16 protein-coding genes are annotated in these 15,229 nt (G+C 60.3%); 11 read left to right on the top strand and 5 right to left on the bottom strand.

What is annotated here, in order from left to right:
- Positions 1-28: 28 nt before the first annotated feature.
- From FEE99_RS24450 to FEE99_RS24415, 8 genes are all read left to right on the top strand, one after another.
- Complete coding sequence (locus FEE99_RS24450) at positions 29-850, top strand: substrate-binding periplasmic protein (protein WP_041478239.1); 822 nt, start codon at positions 29-31, stop codon at positions 848-850.
- A gap of 9 nt (positions 851-859) precedes the next feature.
- A complete protein-coding gene (locus FEE99_RS24445) occupies positions 860-1,222 on the top strand; it encodes a DUF4398 domain-containing protein (protein ID WP_038860459.1) in 363 nt (120 codons plus the stop codon).
- Positions 1,219-2,031 carry an OmpA family protein gene (locus FEE99_RS24440; RefSeq protein ID WP_041478241.1) on the top strand — a complete coding sequence of 271 codons (813 nt, stop codon included), beginning with the start codon at positions 1,219-1,221 and terminating at the stop codon, positions 2,029-2,031. Before FEE99_RS24445 ends, FEE99_RS24440 begins: the two co-directional genes overlap by 4 nt.
- A gap of 201 nt (positions 2,032-2,232) precedes the next feature.
- Positions 2,233-3,672, top strand: coding sequence for an aminotransferase-like domain-containing protein (locus FEE99_RS24435; protein WP_041478242.1), 1,440 nt, complete (start codon positions 2,233-2,235; stop codon positions 3,670-3,672).
- Between the two features lie 78 nt (positions 3,673-3,750).
- Positions 3,751-4,224: a hypothetical protein gene (locus tag FEE99_RS24430; RefSeq protein ID WP_041478244.1), complete on the top strand. Its 474-nt coding sequence runs from the start codon at positions 3,751-3,753 to the stop codon at positions 4,222-4,224.
- Positions 4,225-4,387: 163 nt separating this feature from the next.
- Complete coding sequence (locus tag FEE99_RS24425) at positions 4,388-4,642, top strand: YkgJ family cysteine cluster protein (RefSeq protein WP_016770949.1); 255 nt, start codon at positions 4,388-4,390, stop codon at positions 4,640-4,642.
- A 40-nt stretch (positions 4,643-4,682) separates the two neighbouring features.
- Positions 4,683-5,288: an START domain-containing protein gene (locus FEE99_RS24420; protein ID WP_041478245.1), complete on the top strand. Its 606-nt coding sequence runs from the start codon at positions 4,683-4,685 to the stop codon at positions 5,286-5,288.
- 313 nt (positions 5,289-5,601) lie between these two features.
- Entirely contained in the window at positions 5,602-7,695 is a 2,094-nt protein-coding gene (locus tag FEE99_RS24415) for an LTA synthase family protein (RefSeq protein ID WP_041478246.1), read from the top strand.
- Between the two features lie 72 nt (positions 7,696-7,767).
- Here FEE99_RS24415 and FEE99_RS24410 read toward each other — a convergent pair whose 3' ends face one another.
- Positions 7,768-7,920 (bottom strand): DUF3309 family protein, encoded by a 153-nt coding sequence (locus FEE99_RS24410; protein ID WP_003183939.1) that lies wholly within the window; start codon positions 7,918-7,920, stop codon positions 7,768-7,770.
- Between the two features lie 331 nt (positions 7,921-8,251).
- Between FEE99_RS24410 and FEE99_RS24405 the strand changes: the two genes are divergently transcribed.
- The 3 genes from FEE99_RS24405 (at position 8,252) to csrA (ending at position 9,782) form a co-directional block, all read left to right on the top strand.
- Entirely contained in the window at positions 8,252-9,067 is an 816-nt protein-coding gene (locus FEE99_RS24405; RefSeq protein ID WP_041478247.1) for an SDR family oxidoreductase, read from the top strand.
- Positions 9,068-9,130: 63 nt separating this feature from the next.
- The gene (locus FEE99_RS24400) at positions 9,131-9,463 is read left to right on the top strand and encodes a YnfA family protein (protein ID WP_041478248.1); all 333 of its coding nucleotides are present in this window, start codon (positions 9,131-9,133) and stop codon (positions 9,461-9,463) included.
- 133 nt (positions 9,464-9,596) lie between these two features.
- Positions 9,597-9,782: a carbon storage regulator CsrA gene (csrA, locus tag FEE99_RS24395; RefSeq protein ID WP_024013891.1), complete on the top strand. Its 186-nt coding sequence runs from the start codon at positions 9,597-9,599 to the stop codon at positions 9,780-9,782.
- Positions 9,783-9,787: 5 nt separating this feature from the next.
- Here the strand turns inward: csrA and FEE99_RS24390 are convergent, their stop codons facing one another.
- The 4 genes from FEE99_RS24390 to FEE99_RS24375 all read right to left on the bottom strand — a co-directional run bounded on the left by FEE99_RS24390 (position 9,788) and on the right by FEE99_RS24375 (position 15,066).
- Positions 9,788-10,015: a YheU family protein gene (locus FEE99_RS24390; RefSeq protein ID WP_003172962.1), complete on the bottom strand. Its 228-nt coding sequence runs from the start codon at positions 10,013-10,015 to the stop codon at positions 9,788-9,790.
- Positions 10,016-10,184: 169 nt separating this feature from the next.
- On the bottom strand, positions 10,185-11,375 hold the full coding sequence (locus FEE99_RS24385) for an osmoprotectant NAGGN system M42 family peptidase (RefSeq protein ID WP_024013890.1): 1,191 nt from the start codon (positions 11,373-11,375) through the stop codon (positions 10,185-10,187).
- Positions 11,376-11,541: 166 nt separating this feature from the next.
- The gene (ngg, locus tag FEE99_RS24380; protein WP_041478249.1) at positions 11,542-13,290 is read right to left on the bottom strand and encodes an N-acetylglutaminylglutamine synthetase; all 1,749 of its coding nucleotides are present in this window, start codon (positions 13,288-13,290) and stop codon (positions 11,542-11,544) included.
- A gap of 3 nt (positions 13,291-13,293) precedes the next feature.
- Entirely contained in the window at positions 13,294-15,066 is a 1,773-nt protein-coding gene (locus FEE99_RS24375) for an N-acetylglutaminylglutamine amidotransferase (RefSeq protein WP_041478250.1), read from the bottom strand.
- Positions 15,067-15,229 lie beyond the last annotated feature (163 nt).

Raw genomic sequence — 15,229 nt, 5'->3', positions numbered from 1 at the left:
CTCGAATTTCAAGCGGGAGCGTTTTGCCATGGATCTGCGCTGCGGATGGTTGTTGGGATGGGTGCTGTTGCCAGGTCTGGCCACGGCCGCTGGCAAGTGCGAGCGCCTGGTTGTCACCGGCAGCCCGGATGCGCCGCCCTATCTGTGGCAGGACCCGCAAAACCCCAAGCGCCTGATCGGCGCCAGCGCCGATGTGCTGCAGCAAGTGGCCAAGGATCTGGGCATCAAAGTTGACCTGCTCTACGCCGGCAAACGCTCGCAGGCCCTCGATGAAGTGCGCAGCGGGCGCATGGACATGCTGGCCGACGCGCCGTTGACCGTGAATGAGCTGGAAAACCTCGACTACATCCATCCGCCACTGCTGGAAAACGACTATCTGGTGTGGACGCGCAAAGGCTCGACGCTGACCTATGCCGAGGCCAGCGACCTGAAAGGCCACGCTGGCGCGGTGTCGGAAAAGTCTCGGATGACCCAGGCATTCGGCACTTTCGCCGAACAGAATCTGACCCTGACGCGGACAGCCAATCTTACCCAGGCCCTGCAGAAACTTCTTTTGGGGGAGGTGGAATATGTCCTCGCCGGACGTTACTCAGGCCTGGCCGCCGCGCAGACATTGGGCATGACCAGCGATCTGTTGGCGTTCGAACAACCCATCGACCGGCCGGGTCTGTTCCTCGCGGTTTCGCATAACTCGGCCTGCAACGATCCGTGGTTGCGCGGACAGCTCGCCAAAAAGATGACAGAATTGCCCGCGTCCGGACTGACGGAAGCCGCGCTGCAACGCAACATCGAGCGCTGGAAGGCGCAACAGCAACAGCCGCCACAACCTGTCAGTGCCCCAAAACAGTAGGGATTCTTAGTGAGTATTCGACCTCTTTTCGCGGCTGTGGCCGTTCTGGCCCTGGCCGGGTGCGCATCCGATCCGGCACCCAGTGAACAAATGCGTTTGACCGAACAAGCCATCGTGCAGGCCAAGGCAGTCGGCGCCACCGCTGACGAAGTGCCGGAAATGCAACTGGCCGAAACCAAGTACAACCGCGCCAAAGGCAGCATGGCCGACGAGTCCTATCGCAACGCGCGCATGCGTGCCGAGCAGGCCGAGCTGGATGCACGTCTGGCCGAGGCCAAGGTGCTGACGAAAAAAAGTGAAGAGCAACTCAATGTGCTCAATACCCGCATTGTCCGCCTGCGCAAGCAGCTGCAACTGGGGGAAGCGCAATGAGCCTCAAGTCCAACGCTTTCGGTATCCTGCTCCTCGCCGGTTGCGCCAGCCTGTACGGCTGCGCTGGCCAGCACAGCGAGGCGGCGCTGCAACAGGCCGGCGCTGATTTCCAGAAGGTCAAGGAAGATTCCAACGTCCTGCGCATTGCGCCGAAAGACGTGATCCGCGCCGGCGAATCCCTGGCCCGTGCCGATCGGCTGTCGACCTATTGGGGCAGCGGTGCGGACGTGGTGCATTACGCCTACTTGAGCCAGCGCTACAGCGAAATCGCCCGCGAGCACACCAACCAGGCGCTCAACGAGGAACGCGCAGCCAAGCTCGAGCTTGAGCGTCAGCGTCTGCAACTGGCTCTGCGCGAGTCGAAGCTGCTCAGTGTGCAGCAGCAGGGCAAGTGGCTGGAGGAACAGATCGAGGCGCTGGCCACCACTCAGACCGATCGGGGGCTGGTCATGACCCTCGGCGACGTGTTGTTCGACACCGGCCAGGCGGAACTGAAAAACTCGGCCAACCGTGTCGTGCTGAAGATCGTGCAGTTTCTGCAACTCAACCCCAAGCGCGTGGTGCGCATCGAGGGTTACACCGACAGCACGGGTGGCAAACAGGAAAACCTCAAACTGTCCCGCGATCGTGCGCAGTCGGTGGCTGACGTGCTGGTCGATCTGGGCATCGATGAAAAACGCATTCAGGTCGAAGGTTATGGCGACCAGTTCCCGGTTGACGCCAACGCCTCCGAGCGTGGACGGGCGCAGAACCGCCGGGTGGAAATTGTGTTCTCCGACGAAAAAGGCCAGCTCGGCGCCGCCCGCTGAGGGCTGCGTCTCTGGAAAGCCCGGACTGTCATGCAGTGCCGGGCTTTTTTATGTCTGTCGATTGCTGCGCAAAACCGTACAGATGGGGCAGACACCCCACTGTACGGTCGAGTAATCTGGCAACTGTCCCAGTACACTTCTAAACTGTTCCGGTATTGTTTCACACAAGAATAAAACGCCCGTGAAATCGAGTGCTGCGTCATGACCAATCTCTTGCTCTACCAACGTATTGCTCAGCAACTGGCCGAAGACATCCGCCGTGGTGTCTATCAACCGGGGGAGCGCGTGCCTTCGGTGCGCAAGATGAGTTCGCAGCTCAACGTCAGCCATGCGACGGTGTTGCAGGCTTACGCCAACCTTGAAGATCAGGGCCTGATCCGCGCCCGGCCGCAGTCGGGTTACTACGTGCACCAGACCCCAGCGCTGACCGCGCCGACGCCGGATATTGCCCGGGTCGAACGGCCGGGGCTGGTGACGCGCAGCAGCATCATTCAGCAGGTATTGGTCGAATCCCGCCGCGAAGGCGTGTTTCCGCTGGGCGCTGCGGTGCCGAGCGTCGATTATCTGCCGGTGCGCGCGCTGCATCAGCAACTGGCCAAGGTCACCCGGTTTCACAGTCCACGGGCGTTCAGCTACATGTTCAGCCCTGGTTTCGAACCGCTGCGTCGTCAAGTGGCGATCCGCATGCGTGACGCCGGCGTGGTGGTCGATCCATCGGAAGTGGTGATTACCCACGGCTGTGTCGACGCCTTGCAGATGTCGTTGCGCGTGCTGACGCGACCGGGGGATCTGATCGCTGCCGAATCACCTACCTATTATGGCCTGCTGCAACTGGCCGATCTGCTCGGCCTGAAAGTCATCGAAATCCCCAGCGACCCCGCCACCGGCATGAGCCTGGAAGCCTTGCAACTGGCCGCCAACCAGTGGTCGATCAAGGCGCTGGTGCTGACCACGCGCCTGAGCAATCCCCTCGGCGGAACCATGCCGGAAGAGCGGCAGAAACAGTTGTTGCGTCTGGCCTCGGATTTCGACATTCAGATTGTCGAAGACGATATCTACGGCGAACTGATGTTCGAGCAGGGCCGTACCAAGGCGCTGAAGGCTTACGACAGGCTGGATCGGGTGATCTACTGCTCGAGCTTCTCCAAAACCTTGTCGCCAGGTGTGCGTATCGGCTGGATGATCGCCGGCAAATACCAGCAGGAAATCCAGCGCCTGCAAACCTTCAGCACCCATTCGGCGTGCAGCGTCACGCAGATGGCGATTGCCGCCTATCTGGAAAACGGCGGTTATGACCGGCATTTACGCTACATCCGCCAGGAATACCGGAAAAACCTCAGCGCGTTCCAGCTGGCGGTTCAACAGCATTTCCCTGAAGGCACGCAGATGTCCCGGCCAACGGGCGGTTTCATCCTTTGGGTGAGCTTGCCGGGGCGGGTCAACACCCAGGAATTGCATGTCCGCGCACTGCAACAAGGCATCAGCATCGCGCCGGGGCTGATCTTCAGCAACACCGAGCAGTTCAACCACTGTATCCGGCTCAATTGCGGCATTCCGTGGAACCGCGAGGCGGAGCGCGCGCTGATGACGCTGGGTCTGTTGGCCACCCAACTGTGTCAGGAAATGGCTGGCGGATTCTGAACGGGGAGGGCGCTGAGGCTTGTCATGTGACGCACAACAGGCGAGCATGTGGCCCTCTGCCGTTAGTTCGTTGGGTCCATGAAAGCGATTGTTCCTGCCGCGTGGGTATTGCTGGGTTTGTTGATGATCGGTCAGGCACCGGGTGTCATGGCGGCCGCAGCCCAGGAAAAACCGGCAGCGACCAGTACCACGAAGAAAGCCGTCAAAACCGTGGCTCCGGCAAAAAAAGCCCAGGCCAAAAAAAACGCCACGGTGAAGAAGCGTCGCCCGGTTGCCTCGAAGTCGAAATCCGCCAGCGAGGTGGCCAAGACCAAATTGCCGCCGGCAAAACTCGATCTCAGCCTGCCCAAGGATATGGTTGAAGACCTGAAGCCACAGGGCACCGTAGAACTGCCCAAACGCGAGGCGATCCTGCCGCAGATGTTTGGCGAAAAAGATAACGGCTTCCAGCTCAACGGCCGCTTGCTCAGCAATGAAATGGAGTTGCAATTGCGCAACGAAGCGCGACGCGATGTGGAAGGCGCGGCGCTGGATTTCGAATTCAAGCAATAGATGCAGGCCTCTGCGACGCGCAGAGCAGACGCTTCGTCGGAGACTGCCCGGTCACTTTTACTTATCGTTGAAAAGCCGCTTGTGGCAATTTGAAACAGTCGTTTTAGCGGTTACTCTGTTTCCCGTCTCTTTACACATCGCCCGTCGCGAGGATCTGTTCGTCATGAAATGCCGTGAAGGCTGTGGCGCTTGCTGCATTGCCCCCTCCATCAGTTCGCCGATCCCCGGCATGCCCGATGGCAAACCCGCCGGCGAACGTTGCGTGCAACTGTCGGTCGATAACCTGTGCAGCATTTTCGGCCGTCCGGAACGTCCGGCTGTCTGCTCGGGTTTCGCTGCGGATGTCGAGGTTTGCGGCAGCAGTTCGGAAGAAGCGATCAGGTTGATCGGCTGGTGGGAGCAGATGACGGCGGCATGATGTGTTCACGAACGGAACTTCAACAATAAGGAATAACACTATGGGTTCGCTGCACCGTATCGCTGTGTTGTGTGGTCTGACTGCCGTACTTGCCACTTCGGTCGCCCACGCGGAAGACTGGAAAGTTGCCAAGAACGAAGACGGCATTAAGGTTTCCCTGAGCGAAATACCCGGTTCGGACTACAAGTCCTACCAAGGCGTCGCGCTGATGAAAACCACCGTCGCCAAACTGCGCGCCTTGCAGGAAGACGTCTCCGGCGCCTGCGCGTGGATTCACGAATGCAAGAGCCAGAAACTGCTCAAGCACGAAGGCGATCTGAGCTGGACCTATTCGCAATTCAATACGCCATGGCCGGTGACCCCGCGTGATTCGGTGTTGAGGATCACCACTGTTGAGGGCGCCGATGGCAGCCTGACCCGTAATCTTGAGGGCGTGCCGACCTATCTGCCGGAAGAAAAAGGCTTCGTGCGGGTCCAGCAAGTCAAAGGCTTCTGGAAGTTCGTGCCTAAAGGCGATCAGGTTGAAGTGACTTACCAGGTGCACACCGAGCCGGGCGGTAGCGTGCCGGCCATGGTCGCCAACAAGTTTGTGGTGGATGCGCCATTCAATACCCTGAAAGCGCTGAAAGAACGCGCCGAGAAATAATCAATTGGCTGTAAGCAAAACGCCCCGATCGCTTCGGGGCGTTTTGTTTTGTCTCTAAATTGTATTTCCAGATATGCGTTGCACGAAATTTTCACAAAGTCTCCAAGACAATTCGCCCGCACTTGTTGACTGCCATTGCGTTGCCAGCCTTCGAATGAAAGTCTCGAAGGGCTGGGCAGTAATCAATGGCAATGGTGTGAACGATCGTGCAACATTTGCGCACCGCGCACGCCCCGGGGTCTGGATTGACCAATAGAGGGCATGGCGCCGCTGTATTTTTGCAACTTCAACTTCCAATGGGTCCTAAAACGACATGGCAAACCCGGACGCCCTGAGTCAGCAGCGATCTTCTGCTCGTCTGCTGCAACCGACCGTCAAATCGCATCTGGCCTACACGCTGCTGTGCGCGCTGGTCATGATGGTGATGTTTTCCGCGCTGCGCCTCGCGCTGCTGGTCTACAACCGCGAGATGATCCTCGACACCCCGGCCGCGACCTTCCTTGAAGCGTTTGTCAACGGTCTGCGTTTCGACCTGCGCCTGGTGGTCTACCTGTGCATTCCGCTGGTGCTGGCGCTGTTCAGTGCCCGGGCCATGGCCGCGCGCGGTTTCTTCCGTCTGTGGCTGACCGTCGCCTCGAGCATCGCGCTGTTCCTCGGCCTGATGGAAATGGACTTCTACCGCGAGTTTCACCAGCGCCTCAATGGTCTGGTGTTCCAGTACGTGAAGGAAGACCCGAAAACCGTAATGAGCATGCTCTGGTACGGTTTCCCGGTGGTGCGCTACGTGCTGGCGTGGGTAATCGGCACGGTCATTCTGACCCTGGCGTTCAAAGGTGCCGACCGCGCCACCCGCCCGCGCGGACCGTTCAGCGGCGGCAGCGTCAGCTCCCGTCAGGTTGCGCCGTGGTACACCCGCCTGGCGGTGTTCGTGGTCTGCCTGCTGATCTGCGTGGTCGCCGCTCGCGGCACCCTGCGTCAAGGCCCGCCGATGCGTTGGGGTGACGTCTACACCACCGATTCCAACTTCGCCAACCAGCTCGGCCTCAACGGCACGCTGTCGCTGGTCGCCGCAGCCAAGGCGCGCATGGGCGAAGACCGCGACAATATCTGGAAAGCCACGCTGCCCCAGGAACAGGCGCAGCAAGTGGTGCGCGACATGCTGCTGATGCCGGACGACAAACTGGTCGATGCCGACATCGCCGCTGTTCGCCGCGACTACATGCCGCCGGCTGACAAGACCCTGCCGATCAAGAACGTTGTGGTGATCCTGATGGAAAGCATGGCCGGTCACTCGGTCGGTGCTTTGGGCGCGCCGGGCAATATCACCCCGTACCTGGACAAGCTGTCGAAGGAAGGCCTGCTGTTCGACCGCTTCTTCTCCAACGGCACCCACACCCATCAGGGCATGTTCGCGACCATGGCCTGCTTCCCCAACCTGCCAGGTTTCGAATACCTGATGCAGACCCCGGAAGGCAGCCACAAACTGTCCGGCCTGCCGCAGTTGCTCAGCGCCCGCGACTATGACGACGTCTATGTCTACAACGGCGATTTCGCCTGGGATAACCAGTCGGGCTTCTTCAGCAACCAGGGCATGACCAACTTCGTTGGCCGCAACGACTTCGTCAATCCGGTGTTCTCCGATCCGACCTGGGGCGTGTCCGACCAGGACATGTTCGATCGTGGCCTGCAGGAACTGAAGGCGCGGGAAAACGGCAAGCCGTTCTACGCGCTGCTGCAAACCCTGTCCAACCACACGCCGTACGCCTTGCCGACGCCATTGCCGGTCGAGCGCGTGACTGACCGTGGCAGCCTCAACGAACACCTGACCGCCATGCGCTACTCCGATTGGGCGCTCGGCCAGTTCTTCGAGAAGGCGCGCAAAGAGAAGTACTTCAACGAAACCCTGTTCGTCATCGTCGGCGACCATGGCTTCGGCAACGAGCGCCAGATCACTGAAATGGACCTGGGCCGCTTCAACGTGCCGATGCTGATGATTGCCCCGGGCATTCAGCAGAAGTTCGGTACCCGCGACCACACCGTGGGCACGCAGATCGACATCGTACCGACCATCATGGGCCGTCTCGGTGGCGAAGTGCGTCACCAGTGCTGGGGCCGTGATCTGCTCAACCTGCCGCAGGGCGATACCGGTTTCGGTGTGATCAAGCCATCGGGCAGCGAACAGACCACCGCCATTGTCACCGCCGACCAGATTCTGGTGCTGCCGCGTGACAAGGACATGGGCCCGAAAATCTGGCAATACCAACTCGGCGCCAACCCGCACGCCGAAGTAGTGCCGGACGCGCCGCGCACTGCCGAACTCAAACTCAAACTTGAGGCGTTCCTGCAAACCGCGACCAAGAGCCTGCTCGATAACACCGCCGGTGTCATTCACGGCAAGCCGGACTGATAACTGGTTAAAGTCCACGCAATAAAAAAGAGGCCCTTGAACAAGGGCCTCTTTTTTTACCGCTTCAAATCGTCATATCTTGCCGAGTAACAACAGCACCAGCAGCACGACCAACACCACGCCGATAATGCCCGACGGGCCATAACCCCAACTTCTTGAGTGCGGGAAGACCGGCAGACCACCGATCAGCAACAGGATCAGGATGATGATTAGAATTGTGCCCATGGGTGATTTCCTTGTTCAGAGTCTGGAAGAGTCTTGATGCTCAGTGGGCAGCTGGAGAGCAACTAAATTCCAGCCGGCTTACATGTTCCGACTTGCGCCGATGAAAAAAAATTCAATGTTTTTTTAATGTATTTGGATTGCTCGGTTATTTCCTTTCCAGCAAAAAGATCGCAGCCTCGTTGCACTCGTCAGCTCCTACATGAGACCAACCGGAAAACAATGACGGCTGGAATCTTTTGATCCTCCATTCAGCAACTGGATGGAGCGTGGGCGAACGAACTTCCTTCGCTACACTCGGCGCATCTCTCCCGGAACAACAAGGCTGTCCGCTATGCAAAATCGCATGATGATCACTGGTGCAGGCTCAGGCCTGGGTCGCGAAATCGCGCTGCGCTGGGCCCGTGAAGGCTGGCGGCTGGCCTTATCCGATGTCAGTGAGCCCGGCCTGCAGGAAACCTTGAAGCTGGTGCGCGAGGCGGGCGGTGACGGCTTCATCCAGCGCTGTGACGTGCGCGATTACAGTCAGCTCACCGCCTTCGCCCAGGCCTGCGAAGAGAAACTCGGCGGCATCGACATCATCGTCAACAATGCCGGCGTCGCCTCGGGCGGTTTTTTCAGCGAATTGTCGCTGGAAGACTGGGACTGGCAGATCGCGATCAACCTGATGGGCGTGGTCAAAGGCTGCAAGGCGTTCCTGCCGCTGCTGGAAGAGAGCAAGGGCAAGATCATCAACATCGCCTCCATGGCCGCGTTGATGCAAGGCCCGGCAATGAGTAACTACAACGTGGCCAAGGCCGGCGTAGTGGCGTTGTCGGAGAGTCTGCTGATCGAACTGGCGCAGCAGGAAGTGGCGGTGCATGTGGTTTGCCCGTCGTTCTTCCAGACCAACTTGCTCGATTCTTTCCGTGGCCCGACCCCGGCCATGAAAGCCCAGGTCGGCAAGTTGCTGGAAAGTTCGCCGATCAGCGCAGCCGACATCGCTGACTACATCTATCAGCAAGTCGCCGCCGGCGAATTCCTGATTCTGCCTCACGAACAAGGGCGCATGGCCTGGGCGCTCAAACAGAAGAATCCGCAACTGCTCTACAACGAAATGACTTCCATGGCCGAGAAAATGCGCGCCAAGGCCAAACAAAACAACGCTTGATCTTGTTCGATTCCCGCCGCGTCGTTAGGGTGGCCGCCACGGTCACCCTGTCGAGACGCCTCCATGCTCAATTACTTGTGGTTCTTCCTTGCGGCGCTGTTTGAAATCGCCGGCTGTTTTGCCTTCTACATGTGGCTGCGTCAGGGCAAGAGCGCGTTGTGGATGATTCCCGCGTTGCTCAGCCTGACCCTGTTCGCGCTATTGCTGACCCGTGTTGAAGCGGCCTACGCCGGGCGCGCCTATGCCGCGTATGGCGGGATCTACATTGTTGCTTCGATTGGCTGGCTGGCGGTGGTCGAGCGGGTGCGTCCGCTGGGCTCGGACTGGATTGGCATGGCCCTGTGCGTGGTCGGTGCCAGCATCATTCTGTTCGGGCCGCGCTTTTCCGCTGCCTGAGGCTTTTGTGCGAAGCGTCTGACAGCTGTGGGCGTGGGCGCCTGTAGGGCAAGACTGATTTGCTCGTCGTGGATTGTGAAGACGCTGTAAGCCGCGCATCTTCAGGGTTTGCCAGTCCTGAAGGATGAATCCCATGCTTGTACTCAGCCGTGTGGTCGGTGAGTTGATTTCAATCGGAGACGACATCACCCTGCGTGTTCTGTCGGTCAACGGCTCCAGCGTGCGCTTCGGCGTCGAGGCGCCGAAAAAGGTCCATGTACACCGCGCCGAGGTCTATGACCGGATCAAGCGCAAGGAGGCTGCGGCGAAGGCTGGCTGACGGTTTCAGTCGAACAGATGCTTGGGTACGTCGTGCTTGAGCATCAGCTGGCACTGCTCGCTTTCCGGATCGAACACGATCAATGCCTGGCCTTTGGTCAGTGCCTGACGCACGCGCAGGACGCGGGTTTCCAGCGGGGTGTCATCGCCGTTGTCGGTACCGTCGCGGGTGACGAAATCCTCGATCAGGCGGGTGAGGGTGTCGACTTCAAGCGCGTCGTGGGGAATGAGCATGGGCACCTCGGTCAAATCAATGTCGGGATGCTACGGGGATTGGGTATCGTCTGCCAGTTCTGTATCGGTCTCGCCGGCCAATTCGCGAGCAGGCTCGCTCCCACCTTTGAAATGCGATCCCTGTGGGAGCGAGCCTGTTCGCGAAGGCGATTATCTGTTCACCGAAGGCTCAACTGTCAGAACGCTGCCCCACCAGACTGTCCACCGGCGGCACCCGGGTTTCGCTTTCCATCTGCGTGTCATGCTCGATCTGATGGCTGAAGCGATCCAGTGAGGCATTGGCCGGCGCCGCATCGCTGGCAAAGACCGGCGGACTCAGAATGTACGCGCCAAGCAGTCGGCTGAGCGCCGCCAGGCTGTCGATGTGCGTGCGTTCGTAGCCATGCGTGGCATCGCAGCCGAAAGCGAGCAGGGCGGTGCGAATATCGTGGCCGGCGGTGACCGCCGAGTGCGCATCGCTGAAGTAATAGCGGAACATGTCACGGCGCACCGGCAATTCGTGTTCATCGGCCAGACGCAACAGATGCCGCGACAGGTGATAGTCATACGGCCCGCCGGAATCCTGCATTGCCACGCTCACCGCGTGTTCGCTGGAGTGCTGGCCGGGGGCGACCGGTGCGATGTCGATGCCGACAAATTCGCTGACGTCCCACGGCAATGCCGCCGCTGCACCGCTGCCGGTTTCCTCGGTGATGGTGAACAGTGGATGGCAATCGATGTTCAGTTCCTGGCCGCTGTCGACAATTGCCTTCAGGGCAGCGAGCAGTGCCGCGACGCCTGCCTTGTCGTCGAGGTGGCGAGCACTGATATGGCCGCTTTCAGTGAACTCCGGCAGCGGGTCGAAGGCCACCACGTCGCCGACATGGATGCCCAGCGATTCGCAATCGGCTTTGGTCGTGCAGTAGGCGTCCAGACGCAGTTCGACGTGGTCCCAACTGATCGGCATTTCATCGACCTGGGTATTGAACGCATGCCCGGACGCCATCAGCGGCAACACGCTGCCGCGAATCACCCCGGTGTCGGTAAACAGGCTGACCCGGCTACCCTCGGCAAAGCGGCTCGACCAGCAGCCGACCGGGGCGAGGGTCAGGCGACCGTTGTCTTTCACCGCACGCACAGCAGCGCCGATGGTGTCCAGGTGCGCAGACACCGCGCGGTCAGGGCTGCTCTTTTTGCCCTTCAACGTCGCGCGGATGGTCCCGCGCCGGGTCATTTCAAACGGAATGCCCAGCTCTTCGAGACGCTCGGCGACATAGCGCACGATGGTGTCGGTGAACCCGGTAGGGCTGGGAATGGCGAGCATTTCCAGCAGGACTTTTTGCAGGTAAGCCAGATCCGGTTCAGGGATTTGTGTGGTCATGGTCATGGAAACTCCTGATGGGTTGAGCACACCGATGGTTTCGATGAGGAAAATTGGTGGTGACGTTCAGGGCCTCTTCGCGAGCAGGCTCGCTCCCACATTTGGAATGCATTCCCCCTGTGGGAGCGAGCCTGCTCGCGAAGGCGTCAGCCGGAACAACGATGGTTCAAGAGACAGCCGGCTGACTATGCGGAAACAACAGATCGACAAAGCGTTCCGCCGTCGGCTGCGGTTCGTGGTTGGCCAGGCCGGCGCGTTCGTTGGCTTCGATGAACACGTACTCGGGCTGATCCGCCGCCGGCACCATCAGATCGAGCCCGACCATCGGAATGTCCAGCGCCCGCGCCGCGCGCACTGCCGCATCGACCAGGGTCGGATGAAGAATGTCGGTCACGTCTTCCAGCGTCCCGCCGGTGTGCAGATTGGCCGTGCGCCGCACGAACAGATGCTCGCCGGCCGGCAGGATGCTGCTGTAGTCATAGCCGGCCGCGTGCAGCGTGCGTTGGGTTTCGTGATCCAGCGGGATCTTGCTTTCGCCACTGGTGGCGGCTTGCCGGCGGCGGCTCTGCGCTTCGATCAGCGCACCGATCGAATGCTGACCATCGCCAACCACTTCCGCCGGACGGCGAATCGCCGCCGCCACCACTTCAAAACCGATCACCACGATGCGCAGATCAAGGCCTTCGTGGAAACTTTCCAGCAGCACGCGACTGTCGAACCGCTTGGCGGTTTCGATGGCTTTCTGCACTTCTTCGATGGTGCGCAGATCCACGGCGACGCCGTGGCCCTGTTCGCCATCGAGAGGTTTGACCACCACCCGTTGGTGTTCATCGAGGAAGGCCAGGTTGTCGTCGGCGTTGCCCGCCAGTTGCTGCGCGGGCAGTTTCAGACCTGCGCCTTTCAGCACCTTGTGGGTCAGGCTTTTGTCCTGGCACAAGGTCATGCTGATCGCACTGGTCAGGTCGCTCAGCGACTCGCGGCAACGCACGCGACGGCCGCCATGGCTGAGGGTGAACAGCCCGGCGTCGGCGTCATCCACTTGCACGTCGATGCCGCGTCGATGCGCTTCTTCGACGATGATCCGCGCGTAAGGATTGAAATTCGCCTCCGGGCCCGGGCCGAGAAACAGCGGCTGGTTGATGCCGTTCTTGCGCTTGATGGCGAACGTCGGCAGGTTGCGGAAACCCAGTTTGGCGTAAAGGTTTTTCGCCTGACGGTTGTCGTGCAGCACCGACAGATCCAGATAAGCCAGACCACGACTCATGAAGTGCTCTACCAGATGCCGCACCAGCACTTCGCCAACGCCGGGGCGCGAGCAATGCGGGTCGACCGCCAGGCACCACAGGCTGCTGCCGTGTTCCGGGTCGTTGAAGGCTTTTTCATGATTGAGACCCATGACACTGCCGATCACCGCGCCGCTGTCCTCGTCTTCCGCCAGCCAGTACACCGGGCCGCCCTGATGATGTGGGGTGAGCAGCTCCTGATCGATCGGCAACATGCCGCGCGCCTGGTACAAACGGTTGATGCCCTGCCAGTCGGTTTCGCTTTGCGCACGACGAATGCGGAAGCCGCGAAACACCCGCGTGGCCTGCCGGTAATCGCTGAACCATAAACGCAGGGTGTCGGATGGATCGAGAAACAGCTGCGTCGGCTCGAGGCCGAGAATCTGCTGCGGTGCGGCAACATACAGGGCGATATCGCGTTCGCCGGGCTGCTCGTTGAGCAGCTCCTGCGCGAGCGATGCCGGGTCGGGAAAGGTATGGCCGATCAGCAGCCGGCCCCAGCCGCAATGCACGGCAATCGGGGCGGTGGCAGGCTCGCTGCCGTCTTCGGCCAGGCGCGCCTGCAAACGTTCATACGACGGGGCCTGACCACGCAACAGGCGCTGGTTGATGGACGTGGCATGGGGTTTCATCAATCAGATTCCTTGTTCACTGAGCCACAGGTTCAGGGCCGCCAGTTGCCACAGTTTCGAACCGCGCAACGGGGTCAGTTGGCCTTGCGGATCAGTCAAAAGCTTGTCGAGCATGGTCGGGTTGAACAGGCCGCGATCCTGGCTCGGATCCAGCAGCAGTTCGCGCACCCAGTTGAGCGTGTCGCCCTGCAAGTGCTTGAGACCCGGCACCGGGAAATAGCCTTTCTTGCGGTCGATCACTTCGCTTGGAATGACCCGACGCGCTGCTTCTTTCAGCACTTGCTTGCCGCCATCGGGCAGCTTGAATTGGCCCGGCACCCGCGCCGACAGTTCGACCAGTCGATAGTCGAGAAACGGCGTACGCGCTTCCAGGCCCCAGGCCATGGTCATGTTGTCGACGCGTTTGACCGGGTCATCGACCAGCATCACCGTGCTGTCCAGGCGCAGCGCCTTGTCCACGGCAGCCTCGGCGCCGGGCTGGGCAAAGTGCTGTTTGACGAAGTCGCCCGCCGCATCGTGGTCGACCAGCCATTTCGGCTGCACAGTCGCTGCGTAGTCGTCGTAGCTGCGATCGAAGAACGCATCGCGGTAGGCCGCGTATGGGGCCGCCGCGCCGTCGACCTGCGGATACCAGTGGTAACCGGCAAACAGTTCGTCTGCGCCTTGGCCGCTCTGCACCACTTTGCAGTGCTTGGCCACTTCACGGGACAACAGATAAAAAGCGATGCAGTCGTGGCTGACCATCGGCTCGCTCATCGCCCGGAAGGCGGCGGGCAGTTGCTCGATGATTTCTTTCTCGTCGATGCGCAACTGATGGTGGCGCGTGCCGTAGTGCTTGGCGATCAGGTCGGAATACTGGAATTCGTCGCCGCGCTCGCCGCCGGCATCCTGGAAACCAATGGAGAAGGTCGACAGATTCTCTACACCGACTTCGCGCAACAGGCCGACGAGCATGCTCGAGTCGACACCGCCGGACAGCAACACACCGACATCCACCGCCGCACGCTGACGAATCGCCACCGATTCGCGGGTGCTGTCGAGGACGCGATCGACCCAGTCTTCCAGATTGAGATTTTTCTCGTCCTCATGCGGGCCGTAAGGCAGGGTCCACCAGGTTTTCTGCTCGGTGCGGCCATCAGCTTCAACGCGCATCCAAGTGGCGGGCGGCAGTTTTTCGATACCGGCCAGCAAGGTGCGCGGCGCGGGTACGACCGCGTGGAAATTCAGATAGTGATTGAGCGCCACCGGATCGAGGATCGGGTTGATGTCGCCGCCCTTGAGCAGCGCCGGCAGTGCCGAGGCAAAACGCAAGCGTTGGCCGGTGCGTGACAGGTACAACGGCTTTACGCCGAGACGGTCACGAGCGATGAACAGGCGCTGGGCATCGCGCTCCCAGATAGCGAAAGCAAACATGCCATTGAGCTTCGGCAGTAGCGCCTCGCCCCAGGCGTGATAACCCTTGAGCAGCACTTCGGTGTCGCCACCCGAATAGAAGGCATAACCGAGTGCTTCGAGCTCTGCGCGCAATTCCGGGAAGTTGTAGATCGCACCGTTGAACGCCAGGGACAGGCCCAGTTGGCTGTCGATCATCGGCTGCGCAGAGCCGTCCGACAGGTCCATGATTTTCAGGCGTCGATGGCCCAGGGCAATCGGCCCTTGGGCATGGAAGCCCCACGCGTCAGGGCCGCGAGGGGCCAGGTGATGGGTGATTCTCTCGATCGCTGCAAGGTCTGCAGGTTGTTGATCAAAACGTAACTCGCCAGCTAATCCGCACATAAAGTCCTTACCGGTTTTTCCGTTGGGGAAGGTCAAGCCGTACCGCGCGAAAAGTGCGGGTACTCAGAAACTGACCAGTCGCGGTAAGTGGAGTTTTAGATCGATAAGTTATAAGCCAACCTGGCTGCCTCCTGCCGCAACGCTATCAGCGCGGATCAGAGGT

The organism is Pseudomonas sp. ef1, from assembly GCF_007293365.2.
In the GTDB taxonomy this organism is placed as follows: Bacteria; Pseudomonadota; Gammaproteobacteria; order Pseudomonadales; family Pseudomonadaceae; genus Aquipseudomonas; species Aquipseudomonas siliginis.
The sequence above is the reverse complement of the archived record's forward strand: the minus strand, read 5'-3'. Positions and strand labels throughout refer to the sequence as shown.

Excerpts from the sequence above, each read along its gene's own strand:
- FEE99_RS24450 (WP_041478239.1), top strand. The coding sequence starts at position 29 with ATGGATCTGCGCTGCGGATGGTTGTTGGGATGGGTGCTGTTGCCAGGT.
- FEE99_RS24440 (WP_041478241.1), top strand. The coding sequence starts at position 1,219 with ATGAGCCTCAAGTCCAACGCTTTCGGTATCCTGCTCCTCGCCGGTTGC.
- FEE99_RS24435 (WP_041478242.1), top strand. The coding sequence starts at position 2,233 with ATGACCAATCTCTTGCTCTACCAACGTATTGCTCAGCAACTGGCCGAA.
- FEE99_RS24430 (WP_041478244.1), top strand. The coding sequence starts at position 3,751 with ATGAAAGCGATTGTTCCTGCCGCGTGGGTATTGCTGGGTTTGTTGATG.
- FEE99_RS24425 (WP_016770949.1), top strand. The coding sequence starts at position 4,388 with ATGAAATGCCGTGAAGGCTGTGGCGCTTGCTGCATTGCCCCCTCCATC.
- FEE99_RS24420 (WP_041478245.1), top strand. The coding sequence starts at position 4,683 with ATGGGTTCGCTGCACCGTATCGCTGTGTTGTGTGGTCTGACTGCCGTA.
- FEE99_RS24415 (WP_041478246.1), top strand. The coding sequence starts at position 5,602 with ATGGCAAACCCGGACGCCCTGAGTCAGCAGCGATCTTCTGCTCGTCTG.
- FEE99_RS24410 (WP_003183939.1), bottom strand. The coding sequence starts at position 7,920 with ATGGGCACAATTCTAATCATCATCCTGATCCTGTTGCTGATCGGTGGT.
- FEE99_RS24405 (WP_041478247.1), top strand. The coding sequence starts at position 8,252 with ATGCAAAATCGCATGATGATCACTGGTGCAGGCTCAGGCCTGGGTCGC.
- FEE99_RS24400 (WP_041478248.1), top strand. The coding sequence starts at position 9,131 with ATGCTCAATTACTTGTGGTTCTTCCTTGCGGCGCTGTTTGAAATCGCC.
- csrA (WP_024013891.1), top strand. The coding sequence starts at position 9,597 with ATGCTTGTACTCAGCCGTGTGGTCGGTGAGTTGATTTCAATCGGAGAC.
- FEE99_RS24390 (WP_003172962.1), bottom strand. The coding sequence starts at position 10,015 with ATGCTCATTCCCCACGACGCGCTTGAAGTCGACACCCTCACCCGCCTG.
- FEE99_RS24385 (WP_024013890.1), bottom strand. The coding sequence starts at position 11,375 with ATGACCACACAAATCCCTGAACCGGATCTGGCTTACCTGCAAAAAGTC.
- ngg (WP_041478249.1), bottom strand. The coding sequence starts at position 13,290 with ATGAAACCCCATGCCACGTCCATCAACCAGCGCCTGTTGCGTGGTCAG.
- FEE99_RS24375 (WP_041478250.1), bottom strand. The coding sequence starts at position 15,066 with ATGTGCGGATTAGCTGGCGAGTTACGTTTTGATCAACAACCTGCAGAC.